The organism is Caulobacter sp. GW822-FHT01G02, from assembly GCF_058802865.1.
Map to the genome: position 1 here is coordinate 984,040 of NZ_JBXAON010000001.1, position 26,893 is coordinate 1,010,932.

The window sequence follows — 26,893 nt, forward strand, 5'->3', positions numbered from 1 at the left end:
TTTGCTGGGCCCGCGGGGAGGCGCGGGTCAGGGCAGAAGAACGGAGGGAGCGACGCCGAACCTCAGTCCGGCATCGGTGAAATATTTGCGACGATCCTGTTGAAAAGTCTGGATTTTATCCGTGCCGAGACGAACCGGCGACCGGAGACAGCTTCAGGTCTCCCTCGGGCGTGAGGCGCGCGCGCACCGGCAGCAGGGCCTCCAGGGCCGCGCCGACGTCGTCCATCCGGCCGATGTCCAGCGAGCCCGAGAGGCGCAGGCGGGCCAGCGCGGGATCCGTCAGCGCGACGTGACGGCCCGAGGCGCGCGACAGCCGTTCGGCCGCTTCGGACAGGCTGACATCGGCCAGCACGACGCGGCCGTCGGTCCATGCCGCATCGCCCTTCACGTCGCCGGCCTGGGCGTCGCCGCCCACCCCGGATGTCCCGACATAGCGCTGGCCGGGACGCAGCAGCACGCTGGCCGCGCCCGGCTGACTGACGCGCAGCGAGCCCTCGACCAGCGACACGGTCAGCCGACCGCCGCCGGCCACGTTGAAGCGGGTGCCCAGCACCGTGAGCGTCCGGCCCGCCGTGGCCACCTCGAACGGCCGGGTCTTGTCGTGGGCGACCTCGAAGAAGGCGTCGCCAGCGTCCAGCGAAACGTCTCGAGCGCGCGCCTTGAAGCGCGTGGTCAGGCGGCCGCCCGGACTGAGCACCACGTGGCTGCCGTCGGCGAGGGTCAGGCGGGCCGGGGCGTGCGCGGGCGCGGCATAGGTGTCGACTTGCGGCTGCACCTTCAGAACCACGCCGACGACCAGGGCGGCGGCCAGCAGGGCCAGGCCGGCGACCAGCGGGCGACGATCCGGCGCGGCCGGGCGGTCCAGGCGCGCCTCTCGACGGACCTCGCGGCGCAGGGCGCGGACGGTCGGATCCTCGGCGGCCAGGCCCATGGCCAGCCACACCTCGCGCGTGCGGGCGATTTCCTCGCGCGCCTCGGCGGAGGACGCCGACCAGGCGTCCAGCGCGGCCTGTTCGGCGGCGCTCAGCGGACGGGTCAGGCTGGCCGCCATCAGGCGGCGGGGATCCATGTCGTCGTCAGGCGTCATGCGCGGTCTCGATCGCTTCGCGCAGGCGCGTCAGGGCGTTCATCATGTGCTTCTCGACGGCGCTCAGCGACAGGTTCAGCCGCGCCGCCGCCTCGGCTTGGGTCAGGTTCTCGAAGCGGCACAGCACGAAGACCGCGCGCGCGTTCGGGTGCAAGTGGTCTAGGGCCGCCACCAGCTTGGCCAGCCGCTCGCGTCCGGCCAGGGTCGCCTCGGCCGTGGGCTCGTCGGCGGGGAGGGCGGGGTCGACCTCGACGTGGCGTCCGCGCTGGCGCGAGCGCTGATGCCGCTCGTGGTCGACCAGGGCGTTGGCGGCGACCGTGAACACCAGTCCGTCCGGATTGCCCCAATGCAGGCGCGAGAACCGCTGCGACAGTCGCATGAAGACCTCCTGCGTCAGGTCCTCGGCGTCCTCGACACCGACCGACCGGCGCTGGAAGAAACGCAGCAACGGGCGACGATAGCGCGACACCAGCGCCTCGAAGCGCGGCGCTTCCAGCGGCGGATTGGCCGGGGCCGACTCGCTGGGCCCGTCGGGCGGATCGGCGCGCGTCCCCGCGCCACGGAAGGTCAGAACGCCCATCTCATCCTCGCGGACAGGTACCGGCCCCAGTGATGGATTTCCATCGGCTGGTCGCGGGTCTCGCCATAGACGTAGCGGCGGGCGTCGGTCAGGTTGACGCCCTCCAGGGAAAGGGTGGCGCGGCGGTTCAGCCGCCACGAGGCCGCCCCGTCCAGCGATCCGAACGCCGCCGTGGTGGCCGGCGCCGTGATCGAACTGCCGATCGAGGTCAGATAGGAACCGCGCCAGTTGTAGCCGAGTCGCACCGACCCCCGACCCTTCTCGTAGAACACCAGGGCGCTGTAGGTGGCGCGCGACAGGCCCAGCAGCGTGTTGCGGATCACCCGGTCGCCGGCGAAGTAGTTGGCCTGACTGCGCACCAGGGTCGCCGCGCCCTGGACGCCCAGACCGTCCCACGGCGCGGGCAGGTCGCGGAACACCCGGCTGAACGTCAGCTCCAGACCCTGGATCCGCGCCTGCCCGCCGTTGACGTTGGTCGACAGCAGCACCTGGCCGCGTCCGGGCACCTCGATGAAGGTGTTCTGGGCGGTGATATAGTCGTCCAATCTTCGATCGAAGATCGCGAGGGCCAGGGCCCCGCCTGTCGGGAAATACCACTCGGCCGAGGCGTCCAGCTGGGTGGCCAGGAACGGATCCAGCTCGGGATTGCCGCCGTTGGCCGTCGGGGTGTCGCGGGCGACGGAGATGCGCGGGGCGTTGTCGATGACGTTGGGCCGGCTGACCACGCGCGAGGCGGCCAGGCGCAGATAGACGCGCGGCGACAGTTCGATCTTCAGATTGGCGCTGGGCAGCCAGTCGCCATAGGCCTTGCGCCATTCGGCGGGCAGGGGATCGGAGCCGCTGGACAGCACGCCCCGGGAGACCTGGCGCGTGGCGGCGTAGCGAACGCCCAGATTGCCGTCGATCGGCCAGCCGAACGCGGAAGCCTGAAAGTCGAGGCGGGCATAGGCCGAGCGGATGTTCTCCTCGACCACGAAGGAGTTGCGCAGGTCGGCGGTGGACGGCGGACGCGCGGCGACGTCTGGCGTGTAGAGCAGCGTGTAGAAGGCTTGGGCGTTCGGCGCGACCCAGTTGCGCGGCAGGTCCGAGCCGACGCCCGACAGGAAGTCCGCGAACGGCGTCGGGCCGTAGGCCGAGGTCCCCAGGCTGGTCAGCGGCTGGCCCATCAGGGTGTCCAGGGTCCAGTCGCGTCGGCGATAGTCGCGGGCCCGCCGGTGGCGCTCGACGCCCAGGGTGAGGTCGAACGCGCCGATGGGCCGAGCGAGGTCCAGCTTGACGGTCTCGTCGACGTCGCGGGAGTCCTTGAAGGTGTAGTCGAACGACTGGCCGACGAAGTTGGCCGGATTGGCGTAGTCGACCGTCGTGCGCAGATCCGGGCCGCCAGTGAGGCCGTGGCTGAAATCGTAGGTCAGGGGCGCGAAGAAGGCGACGCGCGCGCGGACGGTGCCGCGACCGTCGGGGTGGTAGCTGCGCGCCCGCGAATAGCCCCAGTCGCCATCGACCGTCCAGGCGCCGGGCGTCCAGCGCAGATGACCGCCCAGGGCGACCAGGTCGTGGCGGTTCAGGCTGATCTCGTGCGAGGCCATCCAGCGGACGTTGTCGATGGTCCCGGCCTGGACGGTGTCGCCCTTGACGCGTTGCGTGCCCGCCACGAAGCGGGGGCTCGAGACCGACGGGTCGTCCGGATAGATGTCCAGGCCGTACTCGTCGTAGTGGGCGTCCAGGCGCGTGGCCAGGAGGTCGAAGTCGAGGCCGAGACGATTCGTCGGCCGCCACTGCAGGGCGAAATCGCCGGACGCCATGCGTCGGTCCTCCAGCTCCACCGTCGGCCGCGTCCGGGTCGGGGTGTAGAGCCCCGGTCCCAGCACCGACCCGAACCGGTCCAGGTTCCAGCCGGTCTGGTAGAGCCGATCGTTGCGGATCCGCCGTCGATCGACCACGCCGCTGGCCAGCACGCCCAGGCGGCCGCTGGCGTCGACCCAGCTCCAGACACCCGACACCGACGGATCGACCTTGCCGACGCGTCCCTCGGAGGCGCGCACCGACATCACCGAGCGCTTGCCGCGATCCAGCGGCTTGAAGGTGCGAACGTCGATGTCGCCGCCCAGCGCGCCTTCGTCCATGTCGGCGGTGGTGGTCTTGACCACCTCGATCTGGTCGATGACGTCGGCGGGCAGCACCTCGAAGCGGAACTGACGTCCCCGGAAGCCGCCGTTCTCGACCAGATCATTGAGCGCGATGGGACGACCGTTCAGCAGCACGTTCTGGAACTGCGGCCCCAGGCCTCGGACGCTGACATAGAGGCCCACGCCGCGATGGCGCTCCAGGCTGACGCCCGGCGCCAGCTGCAGGGCTTCGGCGGCGTTGCCGGCGGGCAGGCGGGCGATGTCCTCGGCGCTGACGGCGTCCAGCCCGTGGACGGCGGTCCGCTTGAGGGCCAGCGACCGGTCGAGACTGGCCGCATACGCCGCGATCACGGTTACGGGCTCGACCTCGGTCCGCGTCGGAGGCTCCGGGAGCGGCGGGCGGGCGGTGTCGACGGTCCCCGAGCGCTCGACCACGAAGACGCCGCGACGGACCTCGCGCACATGGGCCGGCGCGTCCGCCAACAGGAGTTCGATCGCCCGGCGTGTCGAGACGAAACGCGGCGGCTTTCGCCCCGATCGATCGACGACGAGGTCGGGCGGGAAGAGGATCTGCACGTTCCTTTCGGCGGCCAGCGTGTTCAGGCTGTCGCCAAGCCCGCTCTGCGCGGCCTGCGCCCCACTCGACGCGGCCAGCAGGGCGAGCCCGATCGTGCAAGGGAGTAAGGTTGGTGACATGCCAAGCGGGAGGGCGCGCGGCTCGAAGCCGAGGCCTCCTTAGCGAGCGGGTATGACAGTCGGACGACAGTCCGGCGGCGGCTCGCTACTGGTTCTTGAACTTGTCCCAGTGTTCGAAGTCGAAGGTCGGTTTCGGACGGGTCGGTCGGACCTCGAACACCAGGGTGTCGCGGGACGGCGCGCCCTGGTCGCGGGTGACCGTGACGACCGCCGTGTGCATCCCTTCGGCCATGTCCCTGGGCAGGTCGTAGCGCCAGATGTGCGGCGAATGGTCGGCGCGTGAGCCGCGCGGCTGGGGCGGCATCGGCGGCAGGCGCTTCTGGCGACCCTGGACGTAGCCTTGCGCTTCCGGATCGCCCGAGCGGCTCTGGATCGCGGCGCGGGCCATGGTCAGCTGGCGCTGCAGGGCGAACGGATCCGACCAGGCCGCGCCGCTGTGGACGGTTTCGCCCTTCATGTCCTGGGTGCGGGTCATTGGCCGGGACGCGCCGCCGTCGATGGCGACCAGGACCTTGGTCGTGGAGTCGCCCATCCACACGTCGGCGGTCAGCCAGCTCTGGCCGGCCAGGTCGGTCGGGGTCAGCAGCTTGACGTCCGGCAGGTCCTGGACGCTGAGCGGCGGCACGGGATCGCGCTTGTCCTCGGGCGCGTCGCGCCAGGCGAAGATCTTCTCGGCCCAGTCGCGGAAGGCCGGGGTGCTGACCGACAGCCACATGGCCCGGTCGCGCGGCAGGCCGCTGGCGCGGTAGTCGAGCGTGTAGTTCGTCCCCTTGACCGCGAAGTCGACATAGCCGCGCGGCGAGCCGTCGCCCTGGATGCTCATCGGCGCGCCGTCGATGTCGTAGTCGCCGCCCCACCAGTCACCGGCCACAGCGCCGGCCACCAGGTGGCGGAACGGGATGGTCGAGACGCCGACATTCTCCTTCCAGCCGGCCATCGAGTCGCCGGGCGCCATGTTCTCCAGCGTGTGGCTGTGACCGGTGAGGGACAGGGCCGGACGGTCCTTCACCAGGGCGTAGAGCTCGCCCATGTTGTCGGTCTGGTGCGGCTGGGACTCGCTGTTGTCGAAACCGACGAACGGGATGTGGGCGGCGAACACGACCAGCTTCTTCGGGTCGGTCGTTTTCAGCACATTGGCGATGAAGGTCATCTGGTCGGGCAGCAGGCGGCCGTTATAGGTCTTCCAGTACTGCTTGCAGAACGGCCGCTCCCTGGCCTCGCGCGGATCCTCGCCGCAGGGGAACGAGACGTTGTCCAGCACGATGAACACCGCCTCTCCCATCTCGAACGCATAGTTGTTGGGACCGTACAGCCGCCGCCAGGTGTCGGAGCTGTCGATGTCGTGGTCGGCGTCGTGGTCGTAGTCGTGATTGCCCTGCACCCACCATTGCGGAACGCCGATCGCGCCCATCACCTCGGCCGTGCGCGGGATCAGATGAAGGTCGTCGCTGACGATGTCGCCCAGGGCCAGCAGGCAGGCCGGCTTCTTGGGCGCGTTCACCAGTTCGCGGACCAGCGAGTCGCGGACATAGCCGACCTCGATATTGGACGCCGGCTGCACGTCGCCCAGCACCGCGCAGTCGAAGGTCTGACCGGTTTCTGTGGGAATGATCGGAAAATTGATCGCCGAGGGCAGGGGACCGGTCGGCGGCAGGCCGCCATAGCGCAGGGCCTTGGGCGTGCCGGCCGGCTTGTGCTGATAGGCGAACCGGGGAACCCAGCGCGTGTCGGTGGGCACGCGCCAGCCGCTGGGCTGGATCACGAACACCGCCATGTCCTGACGCGCGGGCAGAACGTAGCGGCCGGCCTTGTCGGTCAGCGCCACCTCTCGGCTGTTGGAGACCTTCACCCCGGCCACGCCGCGTTCACTCGCGTCCAGGCGGCCGTTGCGGTTGACGTCATCGAATACGACGCCGGCGATCGTCCTGTCGTCCGTCCGCGCGTCGCGGCGCACGTCGATGTCGGCGAAATAGGGTGTCGTCGGGCTGGCCGGCGCGGCCAGGGCGGCGCTGGCGCATCCGCCGAGGATCATCGCGCACAGCAGGGCGATCGGCAGGGAAGTCTTGGTCACGACAGGCCTCTTGGCTGAAGACGCCCCTGTTTGGCGGACGTCTGACACATCCCGATGAAGCCCGCGCGGTGACGTCGATCTGACCACCATCGGAGGGCTTCGGTGTGGGGATCTGAGGGTTTTGTGGTCAATATGCTCACAAAGCGCAAGCCAATCTCGCGTGACATGAACATGAAATCAACAAATGTCACATCACATCCACAAATCGCGCCTAAGGGAGACCGTGGCGAGGGGGCAGCGGCCGGCAGGACGGCCGCAACGCTCGTCGGGCACAAATTTCTCTTTGGGAGAGTCGGTCGTGAGGCAACAAACTCGAGCCGGGCGGCGCCTGAGCGGCGTTCTGGCGTTGCGGGCGCTGGCCCTGGTCAGCACGAGCATTACGGCGGTGGCGCTGATGACGGCGCCGGCCTTCGCCGAGGACTACACCAACGTCCAGGCCTCGGGCCGCGTGCAGTCGGCGGAAGGTAAGCCGATCGCCGGGGCGGTGGTCCAGCTGACCTCGGAAAGCCTGGGCGTGAAGCGTTCGGCGACCACCAACGCCAGCGGCGCCTATTTTATTCCGCAGCTGGCTCCGGGGACCTACGGCGTCTCGGTCAGCGCCGACGGCTATGACGCCTATGCGGAAGCGGGCGTGCTGATCAGCCGTTCGGGCGGGTCGAACCAGTTCACCCTGGCGCCGGTCGGCTCGGTCGAGGCCATCGTGGTCAAGGCCGGCCGCATGCGCACGCCGGACTTCGAGATCACCACCACCGGCGCGGCGATCGAGATCGGCGAACTGGTCGAGCGCGTGCCGGTCGGCCGCTCGCTGCGCGACATCGCCCTGATGTCGCCGGGCGTCGTGCAGGGCTCGTCCTCGGCCAACGGCAGCTTCGCCAACCAGATCTCGATCTCGGGCGCCAGCTTCATCGAGAACGCCTTCTTCGTGAACGGCCTGAACATCACCAATTTCCGCATGGGCCTGTTGCCCGTGGAAGTGCCGTTCGACTTCTACAAGTCGGTGGAAGTGAAGACCGGCGGCTATCCGGCCGAGTTCGGCCGCTCGACCGGCGGCTTCGTCAACGCCGTCACCAAGTCGGGGACCAATGTCTTCCACGGCGGCGTGACGGCGACCTGGGAGCCAGGCGACCTGCGCGACAGCGCGCCCAACACCTTCCGCAACAACTTCCAGGACTCCACGTCCAGCCGCGAGGAGTGGGTGGCCGAGCTGGGCGGGCCGATCATCAAGGACCGCCTGTTCTTCTACGGCCTCTACAACCAGCGCAAGCTGAAGAGCTTCACGCCCCAGGCCAATGGCAACAACGCCACCCGGGTCAGCGACGACGCGCCGTTCTGGGGCGGCAAGCTGGACGGCTGGCTGACCTCCAAGCAGCACCTGGAGTTCACCTATTTCGACACCACCAAGGACGTGCGTAACCGCAGCCTGAACTACGATCCGACGACCAAGGCGGTTGGGGCGGAGACGGGCGGCACCAACCAGCGCTCGGGCGGCGAGAACTATATCGGCCGCTACACCGGCACCTTCACGCCCTGGTTCACCCTGTCGGCGGCCTATGGCGTCAACAAGTTCCGCGACGGCCAACTGCCGCTGGACACGACCCACGAGCAGGTCGTCGACTATCGGAGCAACACGGCGGGGGTGAACATCGGCCTGAACAAGGTCACCGACGCCCAGTCGTTCAACGACGACAAGCGCACGTTCTATCGCGCCGACGCCGATTTCAACTTCGACCTGTTCGGCGCCCACCACCTGCGGATCGGCTACGACCACGAGAAGAACACGGCGACCCAGTTCTTCGAGACGATCGGACGGGGGGCCTTCAAGCTGTACCGCTCGAACGGTTCGGACCAGAGCAATCTGCCGGCCGGCGTCGAGTACGTGACGACCCGCGTCTATCGCAACAGCGGCAGCTTCGGCACCGTCAACCAGGCGTTCTACGCCCAGGATCAGTGGTCGCTGTTCAACGACCGACTGCAGGTCGAGGCGGGCGTCCGCAACGACCGCTTCGACAACCGCAACGCCGAGGACAAGAGCTTCTACGACCCGGGCAACCAGTGGGCGCCGCGCCTGTCGGTCTCCGGCGACCCCTTCGGCGACGGCAAGTCCAAGCTCTACGGCTTCTTCGGCCGCTACTACCTGCCGCTGCCCAGCGACCTGTCGCTGAAGTTCGCCGGCTCGCTGGTGACCTACACTCGCTACAACCTGCTAAACGGCGTCGGCGCCAATGGCGACCCGTCCATCGGCGCGGCGATCACCACGGCCAACGGCGTTTCGGCCTGTCCGGACACCAAGGTGTCGAACTGCCTGGTCTCGGCCTCGGGCCTCGTCGCTGACACCGCCGAGTCCATCGCTCACAACCTCAAGCCGCAGTCGGCCGACGAGTTCGTGCTGGGCTATGAGCGCCGGGTCGGCGACCTGATCAAGGTGGGCGCCTATTTCACCCACCGCGAGCTGAACAACATCGTCGAGGACGTGGCCATCGACACCGGCGCGCGCGCCTATTGCGTGAAGGCCGGCTTCAGCGCCGCCCAGTGCCAGTCGAGCTTCGGCGGCGGTCGCCAGTGGGTGATCGTCAATCCGGGCGAGGACGTGAAGATCCGCCTCAACAGCCTGCCGGACGGCTCCAAGCCGATCGTCACCCTGTCGGCCGCGGACCTGACCTATCCCAAGCCCAAGCGCGACTACAACGCCATGACCTTCACCTTCGACCGGGCGTTCGACGGCCAGTGGTCGGTCTCGGGGTCGTACACCTGGGCCAGCCTGAAGGGGAACTACGAGGGCGGCGTGCGCTCGGAGAACGGCCAGCTGGCGATCAACACCACGGCCGACTTCGACTCGCCGGGCTTCCTGAACGGCGCCGACGGCTACCTGCCCAACCATCGCCGCCACACGTTCAAGGCCTATGGCAGTTACAAGGTCAACGACTGGCTGACCCTGGGCGGCAACGGTCTGGTGCAGTCACCGCGCAAGTACAGCTGCATCGGCATCGTGCCCAAGGCCGTCGACGCCACCGCCTACGGCTATCAGGGCTACGGCTTCTACTGCCAGGGCAAGGTGGTCGAGCGCGGCTCGGCCTTCGAGGGTGACTGGGTGACGCAGTTCAACGCCTCGGCGGTGGTGACCCTGCCGACGCCGGGCGAGCGGTTCGACGCCTCGCTGCGGCTGGACGTCTTCAACCTGTTCAATTCGCACGCGGTGACGGCCTATCACGAGTTCGGCGACGTGGGCGGCAGCGGCGTGGCGGACACCAACTTCCGCAAGCCGGTCGACTACCAGACCCCGCGCTACGCGCGGATCCAGTTGCGCGTCGCCTTCTAGGACGCGCGCGTCCCCGGCCGGTCTCCCCAATCCCCGCCGGCCGGGGCGCACTTCATCTATCGGGACTCACGGCATAGTGTCGCGCGGCCCGCGGAGACGGACAGAGAATGCTCAAACGCTACGATCGTCAGCGCGATATCCTGAACCTGCTGGAGCCGAACCAGACGCGCGCCATCACCGACATCGCCAAGGCGCTGTCGGTCTCGGAAGAGACGATCCGGCGCGAGCTGCGGGTGATGGAGGAGGCCGGGACGATCGTGCGCCTGCACGGCGCCGTCCGCCTGCCGCCGCAGGAGATCGAAGGCCCGTTCGATCTGCGCATGCAGAAGAACGTCGCCGGCAAGACCCGGATCGCCGAGGCGGTGGTCAAGTTCATCTCGGACGGCGACACCCTGTTCCTCGACAGCGGCTCGACGTCCTGCTTCGTGGCCAAGGCCCTGGGCGAGCACCGCCAGCTGAAGATCATCACCAACTCCCTGGCCGTGGCGCAGGCGGTGCGCAAGGATCGGGGCCACACCCTGTTCCTGGCCGGCGGCGAGCTGAACGCGGCCTACCAGTCGTTCTCCGACCGCCACGCCCAGGACTTCCTGGCGGGCTTCCGGCCAAGCCTGTCGGTCCTCACCGTCGGCGCGGTGAACCTGGAGCATGGCCTTATGGACCACTCGCCCAGCGAGGCGATCATGAGCCGCATCGCCTATTCGACGGCCAGCCGGGTGCTGCTGGCGGTGGACGAGGGCAAGTTCGGCCGCATCGGCCTGGTCCACACCGCGTCGTTGAAGGACGTCGACATCCTGGTCACCGACGCCGCGCTGAGCCCGGCGTTCCAGGACGCCTTTTCCCATGCGGAGGTCGTGGTCGCCTAAGGGCCGCCGCCGGGCTTGTGAGCTATCGGGCGCTCAGGTCGACTGCGCGGCGCTTTGGCGCCAGGCGCGGGTCGCGAACTCGGCGCTCCACAGCGCCGCCAGGATCGCCGAGACGACGAGCAGGGCGTTGAAGCCGCGCTCCCACACCAGGCGCAGGTCCACCGCCTTGAGGACGGGGAGGGTGGTGCAGTGGCCTTCCGCCTTCACGGGTAGCGGGCGTTTCAAGGCTTCTCGACGGGCCAGGCGCTCGCTGGTGGCGCGCACTTCGACGCATCGCGTCCAATCGTCTCCAGGGGCGATGGCGTAGGACTTCAAGGGCGGGTCGCGCAGAAGATCCGTGACCGAAAAGCCGACGGCGCCGACATAGGCGATCGCGCACAGCGCCATCAGAAGCTTTCGGCTGACCACGTCGACGTTCCAATTCTAACGGAGGCGGAGAACCCGCGGAGATCGTCGGTCCGAACCCTTGGGGCGCCCGGCAATTTGCTGATGGCGTAGGGCGTTCCCGCTTCGGGACCTTGGGACCGTTCGCTCGGGAACCTGTCCGAATGGCGTGATTGCGCGCCTCGGGGAACTCGTAGCACGGACAGCCGTGCGACGGGCAAATGATTGCGTCTCGGGCGCACCGCCGGGGGCGCATGGATCGGCCCGCGTCATGAACCTGTCACGCGATGGTGCTCTTCCCGCCCGCAGAGCGCGGGGTCGAGGCGGACGTGAACCAGAGTCGTGAAGCGATCATCGATTGGGTCGCGTTGCATATCCTGCCGCACGAAGCCTATGTTCGGGCCTGGCTGATGCGGGCGATGCGGCGCTCAAGCGACGTGGATGACGTCATCCAGGAAACCTATTGTCAGCTCGCCGAGCTCGACACGATCGGGCACATTCGCAATGGGCGGGCCTATTTCCTGGCCGCCGCCCGATCCATTCTGCTGCAGCGCCTGCGCCGCGAACGGGTGGTCAGAATCGAGACCGTCACCGATATGGAAACTCTGCGGGTGATGGACGAGGATCCTTCGCCCGAGCAGGTGATCGGCGCGCGGCGCGAACTGGAACGGGTGCTGGGGTTGATCGCGATGTTGCCGCCGGTATGCCGTCAGGTGGTCGAGCTGCGGCGCATCCACGGGTTTTCGCAGAAGGAGACCGCGCGACGCCTCGGCGTCACGGAGTCGGTCGTCGAGAACCATTCCGTCCGGGGGTTGAAGGCTATCCTGAAAGCGCTCGAAAGCGACCCCGGCGATGTCCAGGATGCGCCGGCTTCCTATGAGCGTTCCTCCGTCCATGTCCGACATTGACGCCCAGGCCGCCGAATGGGCGGTGCGTGTCGACGCCGGCGCGATCGATCAGGCCGAACGGGACGCGCTGGAGGTCTGGCTGGCCGCAGACGCCCGCCATCGCGGCGCCTTCCTGCGCGCCCAGGCCGGCCTGCGGCTGCTGGATCACGGCCGCGTGGTCAGCAAGGTGTTGCCTATCCCCAGCCGGCCCGGGTCGCGCCTGGTCAGGACCCCCGCGCGCCTGGTCCAGGGGACCGGATGGGTGCTGGCGGCGGCCGGTGTGATCGCCGTGGCCTGGCTGCTGTCGCCGTTCCACGACTTCCGCACCGAGACCGGCGAGCAGCGGCGCGTGGCGCTGCGGGACGGGTCGGTGGCGATCATCAATACCGACAGCCGGGTGGGCGTGAACTTCGTCGGACGCGAGCGGCGCGTCGCGCTGCGCCGGGGCGAGGCCTGGTTCCAGGTCGCCAAGGACCGCGCCCATCCCTTCGTTGTCGACGCCGGCGCGGTGCATGTGCGCGCCACAGGCACGGCCTTCGCCGTGCGGCGGGAAGAGCAGGGCGCCCGGGTCGTGGTCACCGAGGGACGCGTCGTGGCCTGGCGGGATGGCGCGTCGGCGACCTTGCTAGCGATCTCGGCGGGGCAAGAGGCGTTCATCGCCGACGCCGCGCCCCTGCCGCCAACGGCCCAGCCGGTGCGGACCGACGACGTCCTGGCCTGGCGGCGCGGCGAGATCGTTCTGGGCGGCGAGACCGTCGCGAGCGCCGTCGCCGAGTTCAATCGCTACAATGAGCGCAAGATCACCCTGCGCGATCCCGAGGCGGGGCGGCGCACCATCGTCGGCTATTTCCTGATCGATCAGCCCCAACAGTTCGCTCTGGCGGTCGCGCGCATGACGGGCGGCGAGATTCGCGAAGATAAAACTGGGATCGTCATAGAACATTCACAACAAAAATCGGGCCTTCCCTGAAGGAAAACGAGGCGCTCGCGCATCTTCTCCTCGCACATGATGCTTGGAGGGGTCCTGATGTTCCTTGGTCGCGGAAATAGTCTTATTCTATCCTCGGTTGCGGCCTCGGCGATCGCAATTCCATTGACGGCCCACGCCGAGGTTCGGCGCTTCGACGTGCCGGCGCAGGCCGCGGCGACCGGCATCCCCCAGTTCGCGCGCCAGGCCGGGCTGCAGATCCTGGTCGCCGAGCCGCTGACGCGCGGCGTTCGCACCCAAGCCGTGTCGGGCTCCATGGAAGCGCGCGTCGGTCTCGACCTGCTGCTGGCCGGCGCCGGCCTGCGCGTCGCCTCGCAGGATGGCGCCGTGATCACCCTCGATGCGGCCCAGGCGGCGCGATTTCCCGCCGCCGCCGCGCCTGAAGACGCGGCCGCCGTCGAGGCCCTCGTCGTCACCGGCACCGCGCTCCAGAACCAGGAAGCCATCGCCACCCGCCGCAATTCGCTGACGGTCGTCGACGCCCTGACCCAGGACGACACCGGCGATCTGGCCGACCAGTCGCTGGCCGAGGCTCTCAGCCGCGTGCCCGCCGTCAGCACCATGCAGGTGCTCTATGGCGAGCAGGAAAGCCAGTATGTCGCCGTGCGCGGCATAACGCCGGACCTGAACTACGTTTCGGTCGACGGTATCGGCATGATCTCCGTCGCCAACCAGGGCGCGGGCCAGCGCCGGGTGGACCTGGCCCTCATCCCCAGCCAGGCGGCCCGCAAGACCGAGATTTTCAAGACCTTCACCGCCGACCAGGACGCCGGCGCGATCGGCGGGGTGATCAACATCGTGCCCTACAGCGCCTATGGCCGGGGCAAGGACAAGTTCTACGTCGACACCTTCGTCAACTACGTCACCAACAACGACGTGCCCGGCGGCAACAGCCTGGGCGGTTACAAGGACTCACCGTGGAGCGGCGGGATCAAGGCGCTGTGGAGCCACCGCCTGGGTCCGGACGAGAAATTCGGCCTGGTGCTCAGCGGCACCTACCAGCAGCGCTCGTACGACGACGTCAAGCGCAACCCCAACGCCCGCACCTACTATACGGCGTCGGGGGCGGCCACGACGCCCGACCAGCCCAACTGGAACGGTTTCGACCCCGCGCCCCAGGCGCTGGTCGACTACGAATTCACCAGCTACATCAAGACCTACGGCGGCTCGGCGACCTTCGAGTTCAAGCCGGCGGATCGCTGGTACAGCTCGCTGATGGTCTATGACTACAAGCAGACCGAGGACCAGACCAACAACGTCTTCACCCTGCGGGCCTTCGCCAATCTCAGCAACCAGACCCAGCACACCGGCACGCTGAGGGTCCCGGACGTGCGGACGGCCTTCAACTACGACCGGTTCGAGAACGAGACCCGGGGCGCGTTGTTCAAGACCCGCTACGACATCGACGAGCGAACCAATATCGAGCTGCGGGCCGGCTACAACACCAACACCTTCTACGATCTGGAGTGGGCCAGCGCCTACCAGGCCAAGCCGACGAACCTGTCGATCAACTACGACATGTCCAACCCCTCGGTGAAGTTCACGCTGGGCGGCGCGGACGGCCTGACCGACCCCAGCAAATATTCGCTGCTCACCGCCGGCGACACGCTGACCAAGGCCAAGGGCGCGGCCACCGAGGTCAAGCTCGACTTCTCGCGCAACTTCGACTCCGACGCCCTGGGCTTCGGCTACAAGGCCGGGATCGGCGCCCGCCGGTTCGAAATCCGGCGCAACCTGGACCAGACCGTCTACACGTCGAGCAAGGTCGCCCTGACCGGCTACGACTACTCACCGACCGGCTACCTGCCGTGGCTCTGGAACTATCCGGTGGTGTGGATCAACTACGCCAGGTTCCGCCAGGACATCCTGCCGACCCTGGCGACCAACGCCGCCTCGTCGGCCAGCGCGTCGCTGGCCTCGGACTACCGCTATGACGAGACGATCTCGTACGGCTACGTCTCGGCGCTCTACGCTCTGTCGCGCACTCGCTTCATCGGCGGCCTGCGCCTGGACGCCGCCGACTACAAGGCCGACGTGCCGGTGTCGGTCGGCGGCGTCTTCAAGCCGGGCGCGACCCGCTACAAGGGCGACTACACGCACCTCCTCCCATCGTTGAACGCTGTCCACGACTTCAGCGACCACCTTCGCCTGAAGGCCGGCTACAGCCGCACCCTGGGCCGCCCCGCGCCCGAGGACATCGCCCAGGCCGAGACGCGCAACGACACCAGCTTTACGATCTCGCGCGGCAATCCCGACCTGAAGCCGCGCCGGGCCGACAATTTCGACCTGACGCTGGAGGCCTATTTCAACGGCGCCAAGGGAATGGCCAGCATCGGCGCCTTCGCCAAGTCGATCAAGGACGACATCTACGCGCTGAAGGAAGAACAGCTGATCGACGGCTTCCGCTACACGATCAGCACTCCGATGAACGCCAACAAGTCCAAGCTGCGTGGCGTCGAGGTCCAGTACATCAACAACGCCTTGCCGGGCCTGCCCGGGCCGCTGAAGGACAAGGTCGGCGTCGCGCTGAATGCCACGCGCACCTGGGGCGACATGGACTACATCGTCGACGGCAAGGTGCTGCACATCGATCGTCTGCTCTACCAGCGCAACTGGATGGCCAACGCGGCGGTGTTCTACAAGCTGCCGCGCGATGGCGAGGCCCGGGTCGGCTATAACTGGGGCGACGCCTACTATGACGGCATCGGCGCCAATCCCTGGCTGAACAGGGGGCCCGAGGCCCGAGGGCAGATGGACGCCACCGTGCGCTATCGGGTGGCCGGCGACTGGATCGTCAAGCTGCAGGCCAAGAACATCCTCAACGAGGATCTCTACCTGGGCTACGACGCGAACCTGAAGGAGCGTCGGGCCGAAATGAAGAAGGGCCGCTCCTTCTTCCTCAACGTCATCTATCGTCCGTGAGAGTCGGCATGACCATTCAACGCAGACGCCTGATCCAGGCCGGCGGCCTCCTCCTGCTGGCCGGCGCCGCCGCCGGGCCCGTCTGGTCGCAGGGGCTGGGCGCCGATCCCTTCACCCTGGGCGTGGCCTCGGGCGACCCCGCGCCCGACGGCTTCGTCATCTGGACGCGGCTGGCCACCCGGCCGCTGGAACTGGGCGGCGGCATGCCGTCGCGCATCGTGCCGGTGGGCTGGGAAGTCGCCGAGGACGAGGGCTTTTCCCGCATCGTCGCGTCCGGCAAGGCGCCGGCGCGACCGGAACTGGGCCATTCGGTCCATGTCGAGGTCGAGGGCCTGAAACCCGGCGCGCGGTACTGGTATCGTTTTTCGGCCGCCGGCGAGACCAGCCGGGTCGGCACGGCGCGGACGACCCCCGCCGCCGGCGCCCGCCTCGACCGCCTGCGCATCGGCGTGGCCGGCTGTCAGCACTATGAGGCGGGGCTGTATACGGCCTATAGGCGCCTGAGCCAGGAGCCGGACCTCGACGTCATTTTCCACTATGGCGACTACATCTACGAGGGCGCGGGCGGCAAGGGCTGTCCGGTCAGCAAGGACGCGGCCGACAAGGGCCGTGTCTGCTTCCGCGAGCATGCCGGCGGCGAGCTCTATTCGCTGGACGACTACCGCCGTCGCTACGCCCAGTACAAGACCGACCCGGACCTGCAGGCCGCCCACGCGGCGGCGGCCTTCCTGTCCTCCTATGACGACCACGAGGTCGACAACAACTGGGCCGGCGACGAGGACCAGGACGCCACGCCGCGCGAGATCTTCCGCCTGCGGCGAGCAGCGGCCATGCAGGCCTGGTACGAGAACATGCCGGTGCGCCGGTCGTCGTTCCCGGTCGCCGGCGCCGTGCGCATGCACCGGCGGATCGACTATGGCGACCTGCTGCGCGTCCAGGTGCTCGACACGCGCCAGTTCCGCAGCGGCCAGATCTGCGGCGCCAAGGCGCTGGATCGCTGCTTGCCGCTGGACTCGACCCCGCGCCCGACCATTCTGGGCGAGGCCCAGGCGGCCTGGCTGGAGCAGGGGTTGAGCGGCGACCCGCGCTGGAACCTGCTGGCCCAGCAGGTGATGGTGATGCCGTTCCTCTATCCCGCCACGCGCGGCGCGGGGCGCGCCAATCTCGACAGCTGGAGCGGCTATGCCACCAGCCGCGAGCGTCTGGTCGCGGCGATCCAGGCCCGGAAGCTGACCAATGTGGTGATCTCCACGGGCGACGTGCACCAGCACCATGCCGGCGTCCTGCCGTCGCGCGAAGGCGCGTGGGACAGCCCGGCGGTCGCGACGGAGTTCGTCTCGACCTCGATCAGTTCGGGTGGCGATGGCGTGGCGATCTCGGACGAGTGGAAGGGCGTGCCGGCCGACAACCCGCACTGCGAGCTGTTCGACGCCCGGCGCGGCTACCAGCTCTTCGACATCGGCCGCGACGTCTGGCGCACGGACGTCAAGGTCGTGGATCGCGTGACCACGCCCGGCGGGGCGTTGTCCACCGTCGCGCGGTTCGCCGTCGAACGGACAAGGCCAGGCCTGCAAACCCTTTAGCGGCCAGCGTAGCGGCGTCTCCTGGCGAGGACGAGGATCACCCGCGCTCTCGGAAAACGAGCCTCACGGCGCGGGTGCGCTTTGACCTTCGTCATGACGTCGGTGAGTGTCAGGATCAGGCTCGGTCATCCGGCGAGTCGAAACCCTCCGGAGGGGCTGGGCTAGGAGGCCTTCAATGCGCGCTGTCTATCGCCATATTGAGCGTCACCGCGTTTCGCGGATCGGCTGGCTGCGCGCCGCCGTGCTTGGCGCCAACGACGGTCTGGTGTCCACCGCGAGCCTAATTGTCGGCGTGGCGTCGGCCGCGAAGTCTCCGGGAGAAGTGGTCGTCGCCGGCGTCGCCGCCGTCGTGGCCGGGGCGATGTCGATGGCCGCGGGCGAGTACGTGTCGGTGAGCTCGCAGGCCGATACGGAAAAGGCGGAGTTGGCCCGTGAGGTCGCCGAACTCCGCGATCTGCCCGAAGCCGAGCATGAGGAACTGGCCCAGATCTATATCAGCCGCGGCGTCGAACCGGAAACCGCGCGTCTGGTCGCGACGCAGCTGATGGCCAAGGACGCGCTCGCGGCGCACGCCCGCGACGAGCTGGGCCTTTCGGACTTGACCGGCGCCCGGCCGGTCCAGGCGGCGTTCTCGTCCGCCGCCAGCTTCGCCGCCGGGGCGGTTCTGCCTCTCGTGGTCGCTGTGGCGGCGCCGCGCGCGATGCTGAGCGGCGCGGTGACGATCGCCTCGCTCTGTGGCCTGGCGATCCTCGGCTATGTCGGCGCCAAGGCCGGCGATGCGTCGCCTTGGCGGGGCGTCGTCCGTGTCACGCTCTGGGGCGCGGTGGCGATGGCCGTGACGGCCGTCATAGGGCGCTTCGTGGGCGCGGCGATCTGATCGCCACGCCCAAGCTATCTAGCGCAGCTTGGCCTGGGCCTGGCTGAGAAGGGCCGACGCCTGGGCCTTGCGGCCCTTGTCGGCGATCTCCCGACCCGGACGCGGCGGCGCGGCCAGCGCCTTCTGCAGCGCCTTGCTGGCGCCGGCATAGTCGTTCTGGCGCATCAGGAAATCGCCGTAGAAGAAGTTGGAGTCCACGCCGTTGGGATTGGCCGCGAGGGCCTTCTGCAGATAGCTCCGCGCCTTGGCGGGATCGCCGAAGCCGATCGGGAAGCCCGGCACCTGGGCGTAGAGCGAGCCCAGGCTGGTGTAGACGGAGCCGTCCCCCAGCGCGTTGGGATTGATCTTCTCGGCGCGTTCCAGAAGGGACCTCGACTCCTTGGCAAGGGCCAGCCCGCCGAGCCCGCCCTTGGCGCCGGCCTGGGTCGCCTTGGCGATGGCTTCCCAGACGAGGGGCTCGGCCCGGCCGGGGTTCTGCCTGGCCAGGGCGTCGGCTTCCGCGGCCACCTGCGCCGCCGCCGCGCCCTGGGCGCCCTTGTCGGTGATCTCATAGTTGGCGTGGGCCCAGGCGCGGGCGAGGCCGTCCAGGCGGGGATCGAGCGCATCGGCCCGGGCGGCTCCGGCCGCCAGCGAAAGGGCCAGGCCGAGGGCGACGAGAGATTTCTGAATCATGATGATGTCCTGGGTGATCAGCGCGCGAACAGCTGCGCGGCCTTGCGGTCGTTGGCGGAGAGGGCGCGGTCGACGAGACCGGGCAGCAGGGCGTTCAGGCGAACGAAGAAGGCTTCGGGGAAGCCGAGATACACGTCGCGGCGTCGCGCCCGGATAGCCGAGACGATCCGTCTGGCCGTGGCTTCGGGCCGGTCGATCTGCATCTGGGTGAGCTTGGCGAACTCCAGCACCCGATCCGACACCATCGCCGTCCGCACCGCGCGGGGCGCGATGTAGGTCACATCCACGCCCGTCCCAGCCACCTCGCGCCGAAGAGCCTGGCTGAACCCGCGCAGTCCGGCCTTGGCGCTGGAATAGCTGGCGAAATGGGCGAAGTTGATCGAGCCGAAGATCGAGCCGATGTTGACGATCTGTCCCGCCCCGCGCGCCTTCATGCCGGGCAGCACGGCCTGGGTCAGCCGGACGGGCGCGACCAGATTGACCATGTAGCCGGCCACCAGGCTCTCAGAATCCTCCGTCTCGACCGGGCCGAAATGCTGCACGCCGGCGAGGTTCACGAGGATGTCCCAACGGCGCTGGCCAAGGTCCTCGGCGGCCGCTTCAATGCCGGCGGGCGTCGAAAGGTCATGGGGCAGAAAGTCCACGTCGGTGTCCGGGCGGTTGCGGCCGAGCGCCGTGACATGCGCGCCTTCGTCGACCAGTTGCCGGGCCACCAGGGCGCCGAGTCCGCCCGAGGCCCCGGTGACGAGAACGGTCTTGTTCTCAAGCATGGGCCGTTTCCCGGACGTGCGGGATCGAGCGGAACACCGCGGCGAAGCGCTGGAAGATCGCCTTGGCGACCTCGATGATCGCGGCCTGGTCGGCGGGATCGTCGACCTGGTTCATCAGCGTCTCGAAGAAGCTCAGGTGCTCGATGTCGAGCGCTCCGTGTGAGGTGAGGTAGCTGAAGCATTCCGGGCCAAGGCCAAGGTTCTTGGCGACCGCTTCGGCGCCCTGCGTCGCGAGCCGAACGCTGGTGCCTTCGAGCACGAAGACCATGCCGAAGAAGCCCATCGGGTTGGCGTTGCGGACATAGTCGTAGGCGTAGTCGGTCATCGCCAGCGTCGCCGGGCGTGGCGCGCCGACGCGAACGGCTTCCGGATCGCCGCCGCAGTTCTTGATGTCGCTGAGGATCCAGTGTTCGTGACCGGTCTCCTCGACGATGTACTCGTCCAGGGCCTCGACGAAGCGCTGGTGAGCCTCGTCCATGCCGGCGCGCGCCGCGTTCATCAGCGGCACGGTATGCTTCACATGGTGATAGGCCTCGGTCAGGTAGGCGATATAGGTCTCGCGCGAGATACGGCCCGTCAGGCCGTCCTGAATCTGGGGCGTCGAGGCGAGCTCCATCTGTCCGTCGACCGTTTCGGCCACGAGGCGTTGATAGAAATTCACGCGAGATCTCCTGTCGTGGAAGCTTCCATGAAGTCCCGGTAGCGGGCGCCGAGCACCGCGCGTCGAGGACGACCGTTGTTGGTCAATTCGCCGGCGGCGGGGTCGAAGGCGTCGCGCGCGAGCCAGCGGCCGATCCGGGCGTAGGGCGGAAGGTTGGCGTTGGCGCGGGCGACGGCGCCCGCGATCGCCGCTTCGTCCATGCCTGGGATGAGGGGCACGATCAGCGCCGAGAGCTCGGCCTGGGCCTCGCCCAGGACCACGGCCTGGCGGATCTCGGGCTGGGCGGTCAGCTCGCTCTCGACCCATTCGGGCGCGACGTTGCGGCCGTGGCTGGTGATGATCGTGTTCAGGCGTCGGCCGGAAATACGCAGGAAGCCGTCCTCGTCGATCTCGCCGAGATCGCCCGTGAAGACCGGGCCGTCGTGCGTCTGGCCGCCCGCATAGCCGAGGAAGCCGGAGTTCTCGACGACGATCTCGCCTTCGCGAATGGCGACGCCCAGGTGCGGAAGCGGGCGTCCGACCGTTCCCGCCTTGCGCGCCGCCGGCGTGTTGAGCGCGACGACGGAAGCGCATTCGCTGAGGCCGTAGCCTTCGTGGACCGGCAGGCCCAGCTCATCGGCCTGGGCCTGCAACGAGGGCGCGACCTTGGCGCCGCCGACGGCGACCAGGGTCAGGTCGGGCAGGCGTACGCCGGTGAAGGTCATGACCATCATCAGGGCGCGCAGCAGTTCGGGCACGAGGATCAGGCTGTTGGCCCGCTGCTCGGCGATCGCGCCGGCCAGCTTGGGCAGGTCTGGACGGAAGGGGGCGGCCAGGCCCAGCTGGTCGGGCGGCAGGATGTGATAGCGGCCGCCGGCCAGCAGGGTGGTGTAGAGGCCGGCCACGTTCTCCAGCAGGATCGACAGCGGCAGCAGAGGCAGGTGCAGGCCGGCATAGTTCGCGCCGATGGCCTGGACCAGAGAGCTGGCGACCGCCTCCATGTGCTGGCGCGACAGACAGACGCCCTTTGGCTGGCCGGTGGAACCGGATGTGTAGGTGATCTTGGCGGTTCCGGCGGGCAGTCGCCGGTCCGGCAGGGACAGCGGCGTCACCCGCAGCGGAGACCCGGCGACGCCCAGATCGCAATTGGCGGCGTCGGAGAGCTCGACCAGCAGGCTGGCGCCCGCGTCGGCCATGGCGTGCTGGCGCTGGGCGTCGGTGAAGAAGCCGGGCAGCGGAAGACTGGCCCAGCCCAGGCGGGCCAGGGCGAGGTCCAGAATGACCCAGGCCGCCCCGTTGGGCAGGCGTACGGCGATCGGCGAGCCTGGCCTGACGAGCGGAGCCCAAAGGAAGAGATCCCGCGCCGCGGCGGCGATGGCGGTCTCGAGCGCGCCGTAGGTGAAGGCGCTGGTCTGGTCGCTGAGCGCGATGGCGCCGTCACCGAGACGCGCGCGCTGAGCGATGGCGGCGAGGACGAGGCTCATGGGCGATCTCCCAGATGGGGATGCAAACGGGAGCAGGCGCCTTGGATCGGCGGTGGCTGGGTCATCAGCAGCTGAGACAGGGGTTCGAGGGTGGGGGCGATGGCGCCGGCCAGCACCTCGGGATCGCGCTCGTAGTAGCCGCCCCAGTCCTTCACCTCCGGGCCCAGTCGCGCGGGATCGGCCGGCGTCAGCCGCCGGGTTGGAAAGCCGACGCGATTGAAGGTCCGGCGCAGTTGTCGCGTCGCGGTGGCCACGGCGTGCTCGCAGCCCAGATGATGCAGATGGCGCGCCAGGGCCATGAAGAGAAACAGGGACGCGCCGGCGCTCTGGGACGCCAGGCTGCCGATCTCGGCCACTTCGTCGCGACGGACGGCCGCGCCGGTCGCCGTGCGAAGCGCCGTCTCGATCGGCTCGTCCAGATAGCGTTCGAGGAACAACGGCGCCTCGTTCGCGAGGCGAAAGCCGACGGCGGCGTGAATCTGGCCCGCGGCGTCCTGCACGCTCATCAGGGTCGGATAGTGGGACCGGATCCGGCTCCCGAACGCCTCGGCGTAGGTCGCCTCGATATAGGCTTCCACCCTTAGACGCTCGGGGCGGAAATGGTTGTGGATCGAGATGATCCGCGGCTCGACGGAGGTGAACCGGCGCACGCGGTCGGCGTCGAAGCACAGGCTGCCGACGCGGGCTCCGTCGTTCATCATCATCACTTCCAGCAAGGGGATCTCCTGTCCGGCGCATGAACGAGCGCTTTCGACCGGCAAGGACGACACCCCCCGACGGGCGCCTCAATGCTTTCGGCGGTTGCGCGGCGTCGGCGCTTCGGAAAGATTGTCGCAGGCGCGGATTCTGGCGCCGGCCCTTCGAGGAGCGCGACCGCGCCTTGGACGACACAGACGTCCATCCCCTGCTTTCCGCCTACATGGAGCGGCGCGAGGATCTGTTGCGGTATTTCCGCGTGCGTCTGCGGTCGGACGAGGCGGCCGAGGATCTGGTGCAGGACATCTATCTGAAGATCGTGGATCGGCGCGCCGAGGCTATCGACAATCCCGCAGCCTATCTCTACCGCCTGGGTACGAACCTGATGCTGGACCGGATCAAGGTCCGGCGAAGGGCCCAGGCGCGCGACGCCCAATGGCACGGAGCGCATGTGTCGGACATCGGCGGCGACCAGGTCGTTGACGAGGTTCCCGCGGACGAGGCCACCGCCGCCAAGCAGCAGCTTTCCCGGGTCCTGGAGGCGGTCGAGGCGATGCCGCCGGCCGCGCGGGAGGCGTTCCGCCTGCACAAGCTGGAAGGGTTGACCCATGCCGAGACCGCGGCGGCGATGGGGGTGTCGCGGTCCAGCGTCGAGAAATACATGATGGCCAGTCTCAAGCTGATCGTCGCCAAGGTCGGGCGGTGGCCATGAGAAGGACGTGCGACATTCTTTTGAGGCGCCCGCCGCTTTGTGGCGTCTTTGGGGCGAACGGAAAGGCGAACGGCCTTCCAGGATATGGCGAAGTCGAATGAACGGTCAGGATCCGGAGACGAAGGAGGCGCTGCGCGACGAAGCCGTCGCATGGCTGCTCCGTGTCCAGTCCGACACGGCGACGGCCGAGGACTGGACGGCGCTGACCGACTGGCTCGAGGGCTCCGAAGCGCGGCTCGCCGCCTTCGAGGACGCCGAACTGATCATGGCCGATGTCGATCTCAGGAAGGCCGAGATCGCGGCGGGGCTCACGCCTCCGGGGCCGAACGTCATCGCGTTTCCAGAACGAACGGCGCGACCGGCGCGACCGGCGCGGCGCGCCTGGATCGGCGGCGCGATCGCCGCCTCGCTGGCGGTCCTGGTTGGCGGCCCGGCGCTCTGGAAATCCGCGCGGGGCGAGCAGGTCACCTACGAGACCAAGCCGGGCGAGATGCGGCGCATCGACCTTTCGGACGGCACCCGGATCATGCTGGACGGTGGCTCCCGGCTCAGCGTTCGACTGGGGTGGCGAACCCGCCGAGTCGAAATGGGCTTGGCGCAGGCCAGCTTCGATGTCGCGAAGGATCCCTCCCGGCCGTTCGTGATCGGGGTGGGCGACCAGCGCGTGCGAGTGGTCGGCACTGAATTCAACATCCGCCACGATGTCGGCGGCGTCCGGGTCACCGTGCGCCGAGGTGTCGTCGAGGTCGCCCAGCGGGACGGACGGGGAGGACCGCCGAGCCGTCTCACCGTGGGTCAGGAACTGCGTCACGATCAGGGCGCGGCGCGATCGGAGGTGCGGCGCGTGGAGCCTGATGGCGCGTTCGCCTGGACCCAGGGGCAGTTGGTCGCCGACAACGAGACGCTGGGCGATATCGTCGCCGACCTCAATCGTCGTTTCGCGACGCCGGTGCGTATCTCGCCTGGGGCGGCGACCCGGCGCTTCTCCGGCGTGATCGCCCTGGACGACCAGGAGACCGCGGTCCGCGCGCTCGCCGCCTATGCGGGTTTGAGCATCGATCGCGCGAACGGGGAAATCGTCCTAAGGTGACGTCCTGACGGTCTTGGAGGGGCGTGATTTTGCATAACCGCGCGTGGCGCCGCCTAGGGATGGCGTCGACGATCGGCTTGGCCGTCGCGTCGCCATGCGCCCACGCGGGCGAGAAGGTGGTCTTCTCTGCGCCCGCGGGTCCCTTCAAGGCGGCGGCCACGGCGTTCGCCTTGCAAGCGCGTGTTTCGATCGATCTGAGCATGGCCCAGGGATGCCGGCCGTCGCCGGGCTTTTCGGGACGCGCGTCTCCCGACACAGCGCTGAGAGCGTTGTTGCGGGGCACCGGATGCGACGCTCGCCAGATCGCGCCGAGGGTCTATAGGGTCACGCTCTCGCCGCCGCCGCCGATGGTGACGCGGCCGCCCCCCGCATCGGTGGTCCAGGCGGCGGCCGAGACGCCGCCGCCGCTGTCCGAATTGGTGATCGTCGCCACCCGTCGACTGGCGATCGCCGACCGTCTGGCCTATTCGGTCAGCGTCCTCGACGCGCGCGCCGCGGCGGCGCGGGGCGTGCGCGACGCCACCGATCTGGCGCTGACCGTTCCCTCCATGACGGTGACCAACCTGGGACCCGGTCGGGACAAGGTCATCCTGCGGGGGCTTTCGGACGGACCCCTGACCGGCCAGACCCAGTCGATGGTCGGCATCTATCTCGACGATGTGCGGCTGACCTACAATGCCCCCGACCCCGATCTGCTGCTGGTCGATATCGGGCAGGTCGAGGTGCTTCGCGGCCCCCAGGGCGCTCTCTACGGCGCCGGCTCGCTGGGGGGCGTCCTGCACCTGACGACGCACCGTCCGGATCCCGAGGCCTTCGACGCCTGGGCCTCCGTCTCGGCTTCGACCACCCACGGCGGTGAGGCCGGAGGACTGGCGTCGGCGATGATCAACATGCCGCTGCTGCATGGCCGGGCCGCGGTTCGGCTGGTCGGCTATGCCGAGCGCCAGGGCGGCTATATCGACGATCTCGGCCAAGGGCGGACGGATGTTAACGTCACGCGCCGCACGGGCGTCCGCCTGACCGCTCGGACGATGCTCGGCGCCGACTGGACCGCCGAGGCCGGCGTGGCCGCCCAGGCAATCGATTCCGAAGACACGCAGTACGCCGATCGCGGGGTCGGGACCTATGCGCGTCGCAATCGGATCGCCGAGCCGCACGACAACGACTTTGTCGAGGTTCATGTCGGCGCCCAGGGTCTCCTTTTCGGACAGGACGCGAAGTTCACCCTGGCCGCCGTGCGGCACGATCTCTCCAGCCGCTACGACGCCAGCGCCGCGCCGCCCGTCGTGGCTACGCCAGGCGCGGCGATGGCCTTCGATGACGACAACCATGTCGGCGCGGTCGTGGCCGAGACGTCGCTGGCGTCACGGCCGGCGGGGCGGATTCAATGGCAGGTCGGCGCCTTCCTCGCCCGCACCCGACAGGGGCGCGATGGCCTGATCTTCCTGGCCGATCAGCCGGCCGCGCCCTTGGTCCGCGAACAGCGCCGCGACGTGCTGGGCGAGGGCGCGCTCTTCGGCGAGGCGATCGGCGATCTTGGCGGCGGCTGGAGCCTGACGTTGGGCGGGCGACTGTTCGCGACGCGGTCGGAGGCGTCCAGCCGCGCGACGGCGGCGGGCGCCGAGGCCGTGTTCCGCGACGCCCAGAACTACCTCGGCTTCGCGCCGAAGGTGGTGGTGTCGTTCGCGCCAAGCGCCGCGACGCTGATCTATGTCCAGGCGGCCGAAGGCTATCGCTCGGGCGGCTTCAACACGGCCGTGATCCCGACCCAGACCTTCGACACCGCCGGCGGCGAGCCGCAGCGTCGCTATGACGGCGATGAGCTGTGGAGCTATGAGACGGGAGCGAAGGGCGTGTGGCTGGACGGCCGGTTGCGCCTGCGGGCGGCCGCGTTCCTGGCGTCTTGGAAGAACATTCAGAGCGATCAGCTCCTGCCCTCGGGGCTGCCGTACACGGCGAACCTGGGCGACGGCCGCAACGTCGGGCTGGAGTTCGAAGGGAGCTATGTCCACGAAGGGCTGCGGCTGGACGCCAGCTTCCTGCTGAACCATCCGGAACTGGAGTCCGTCAACGCCGCCTTTCCCGGGCGCAAGGACCTCGGCCTGGCGGGCGTGCCGCGAGGCTCGGCTTCGCTCGGGGCGAACTACGAGCGATCCGTGGGCGAGGGGTGGCGTGCGAGCCTTGACGTCCGGGCGGCCTATATCGGCCGTTCGCGCCTGAGCTTCGATGGGGCGACCGCGCCGTCCATGGGGAACTACGCCACGACCCGCATCGCCGCGCGACTTCGATCGGAACGCTTGAGCCTGGGCCTGACGGTCGACAATCTCTTCGATGGCGCGGGCGATACGTTCGCCTACGGCAATCCGTTCACCGTGAAGCTGTCGCGGCAGAGCACGCCGCAAAGGCCAAGGACGATCTCTCTCGAGATCCGCGCGCAATACTGACGATC

20 protein-coding genes are annotated in these 26,893 nt (G+C 68.7%); 10 read left to right on the plus strand and 10 right to left on the minus strand.

Annotated features, from left to right (window positions below):
* Window positions 1–115 precede the first annotated feature (115 nt).
* From AC1RNC_RS04540 to AC1RNC_RS04555, 4 genes are all read right to left on the minus strand, one after another.
* Window positions 116–1,087 (minus strand): FecR family protein, encoded by a 972-nt coding sequence (locus tag AC1RNC_RS04540; RefSeq protein ID WP_492884053.1) that lies wholly within the window; start codon window positions 1,085–1,087, stop codon window positions 116–118.
* Entirely contained in the window at window positions 1,077–1,667 is a 591-nt protein-coding gene (locus tag AC1RNC_RS04545) for an RNA polymerase sigma factor (protein ID WP_492884054.1), read from the minus strand. The genes AC1RNC_RS04540 and AC1RNC_RS04545 overlap by 11 nt, the downstream gene beginning before the upstream one ends.
* Complete coding sequence (locus AC1RNC_RS04550; protein ID WP_492884055.1) at window positions 1,655–4,369, minus strand: TonB-dependent receptor; 2,715 nt, start codon at window positions 4,367–4,369, stop codon at window positions 1,655–1,657. Before AC1RNC_RS04550 ends, AC1RNC_RS04545 begins: the two co-directional genes overlap by 13 nt.
* A gap of 205 nt (window positions 4,370–4,574) precedes the next feature.
* Window positions 4,575–6,560: a calcineurin-like phosphoesterase C-terminal domain-containing protein gene (locus tag AC1RNC_RS04555; protein ID WP_492884056.1), complete on the minus strand. Its 1,986-nt coding sequence runs from the start codon at window positions 6,558–6,560 to the stop codon at window positions 4,575–4,577.
* Between the two features lie 298 nt (window positions 6,561–6,858).
* Here AC1RNC_RS04555 and AC1RNC_RS04560 point away from each other — a divergent pair, with 298 nt between their 5' ends.
* Window positions 6,859–9,876 (plus strand): TonB-dependent receptor, encoded by a 3,018-nt coding sequence (locus AC1RNC_RS04560; protein ID WP_492884057.1) that lies wholly within the window; start codon window positions 6,859–6,861, stop codon window positions 9,874–9,876.
* Window positions 9,877–9,983: 107 nt separating this feature from the next.
* Window positions 9,984–10,739, plus strand: coding sequence for a DeoR/GlpR family DNA-binding transcription regulator (locus tag AC1RNC_RS04565; protein ID WP_492884059.1), 756 nt, complete (start codon window positions 9,984–9,986; stop codon window positions 10,737–10,739).
* Between the two features lie 33 nt (window positions 10,740–10,772).
* Here the strand turns inward: AC1RNC_RS04565 and AC1RNC_RS04570 are convergent, their stop codons facing one another.
* Window positions 10,773–11,147, minus strand: coding sequence for a hypothetical protein (locus AC1RNC_RS04570; protein ID WP_492884061.1), 375 nt, complete (start codon window positions 11,145–11,147; stop codon window positions 10,773–10,775).
* 263 nt (window positions 11,148–11,410) lie between these two features.
* On the opposite strand from AC1RNC_RS04570, the gene AC1RNC_RS04575 reads away from it, so the two are divergent.
* From AC1RNC_RS04575 to AC1RNC_RS04595, 5 genes are all read left to right on the plus strand, one after another.
* Window positions 11,411–12,031: an RNA polymerase sigma factor gene (locus tag AC1RNC_RS04575; RefSeq protein WP_492884063.1), complete on the plus strand. Its 621-nt coding sequence runs from the start codon at window positions 11,411–11,413 to the stop codon at window positions 12,029–12,031.
* Window positions 12,018–12,980: a FecR family protein gene (locus AC1RNC_RS04580; RefSeq protein ID WP_492884065.1), complete on the plus strand. Its 963-nt coding sequence runs from the start codon at window positions 12,018–12,020 to the stop codon at window positions 12,978–12,980. The genes AC1RNC_RS04575 and AC1RNC_RS04580 overlap by 14 nt, the downstream gene beginning before the upstream one ends.
* Before the next feature lie 123 nt (window positions 12,981–13,103).
* Window positions 13,104–15,920 carry a TonB-dependent receptor gene (locus AC1RNC_RS04585; protein ID WP_492884067.1) on the plus strand — a complete coding sequence of 939 codons (2,817 nt, stop codon included), beginning with the start codon at window positions 13,104–13,106 and terminating at the stop codon, window positions 15,918–15,920.
* A gap of 8 nt (window positions 15,921–15,928) precedes the next feature.
* Window positions 15,929–17,503: an alkaline phosphatase D family protein gene (locus AC1RNC_RS04590; protein ID WP_492884069.1), complete on the plus strand. Its 1,575-nt coding sequence runs from the start codon at window positions 15,929–15,931 to the stop codon at window positions 17,501–17,503.
* 175 nt (window positions 17,504–17,678) lie between these two features.
* On the plus strand, window positions 17,679–18,380 hold the full coding sequence (locus AC1RNC_RS04595; RefSeq protein ID WP_492884071.1) for a VIT1/CCC1 transporter family protein: 702 nt from the start codon (window positions 17,679–17,681) through the stop codon (window positions 18,378–18,380).
* 18 nt (window positions 18,381–18,398) lie between these two features.
* Here the strand turns inward: AC1RNC_RS04595 and AC1RNC_RS04600 are convergent, their stop codons facing one another.
* The 5 genes from AC1RNC_RS04600 to AC1RNC_RS04620 are packed head-to-tail and all read right to left on the minus strand — an operon-like array spanning window position 18,399 to window position 22,653.
* Window positions 18,399–19,052 (minus strand): tetratricopeptide repeat protein, encoded by a 654-nt coding sequence (locus AC1RNC_RS04600; protein WP_492884073.1) that lies wholly within the window; start codon window positions 19,050–19,052, stop codon window positions 18,399–18,401.
* A gap of 17 nt (window positions 19,053–19,069) precedes the next feature.
* On the minus strand, window positions 19,070–19,822 hold the full coding sequence (locus AC1RNC_RS04605; RefSeq protein ID WP_492884075.1) for an SDR family NAD(P)-dependent oxidoreductase: 753 nt from the start codon (window positions 19,820–19,822) through the stop codon (window positions 19,070–19,072).
* Window positions 19,815–20,483, minus strand: a complete 669-nt coding sequence (locus AC1RNC_RS04610; protein ID WP_492884077.1) for an iron-containing redox enzyme family protein — start codon at window positions 20,481–20,483, stop codon at window positions 19,815–19,817. The genes AC1RNC_RS04605 and AC1RNC_RS04610 overlap by 8 nt, the downstream gene beginning before the upstream one ends.
* Window positions 20,480–21,946: an AMP-binding protein gene (locus AC1RNC_RS04615; protein WP_492884079.1), complete on the minus strand. Its 1,467-nt coding sequence runs from the start codon at window positions 21,944–21,946 to the stop codon at window positions 20,480–20,482. The genes AC1RNC_RS04610 and AC1RNC_RS04615 overlap by 4 nt, the downstream gene beginning before the upstream one ends.
* On the minus strand, window positions 21,943–22,653 hold the full coding sequence (locus AC1RNC_RS04620) for a thermostable hemolysin (RefSeq protein ID WP_492884394.1): 711 nt from the start codon (window positions 22,651–22,653) through the stop codon (window positions 21,943–21,945). Before AC1RNC_RS04620 ends, AC1RNC_RS04615 begins: the two co-directional genes overlap by 4 nt.
* Before the next feature lie 173 nt (window positions 22,654–22,826).
* On the opposite strand from AC1RNC_RS04620, the gene AC1RNC_RS04625 reads away from it, so the two are divergent.
* From AC1RNC_RS04625 to AC1RNC_RS04635, 3 genes are all read left to right on the plus strand, one after another.
* Window positions 22,827–23,354 carry an RNA polymerase sigma factor gene (locus AC1RNC_RS04625; protein WP_492839539.1) on the plus strand — a complete coding sequence of 176 codons (528 nt, stop codon included), beginning with the start codon at window positions 22,827–22,829 and terminating at the stop codon, window positions 23,352–23,354.
* A gap of 97 nt (window positions 23,355–23,451) precedes the next feature.
* Complete coding sequence (locus AC1RNC_RS04630) at window positions 23,452–24,444, plus strand: FecR family protein (RefSeq protein WP_492884081.1); 993 nt, start codon at window positions 23,452–23,454, stop codon at window positions 24,442–24,444.
* Between the two features lie 272 nt (window positions 24,445–24,716).
* Complete coding sequence (locus tag AC1RNC_RS04635) at window positions 24,717–26,888, plus strand: TonB-dependent receptor (RefSeq protein ID WP_492884083.1); 2,172 nt, start codon at window positions 24,717–24,719, stop codon at window positions 26,886–26,888.
* Window positions 26,889–26,893 lie beyond the last annotated feature (5 nt).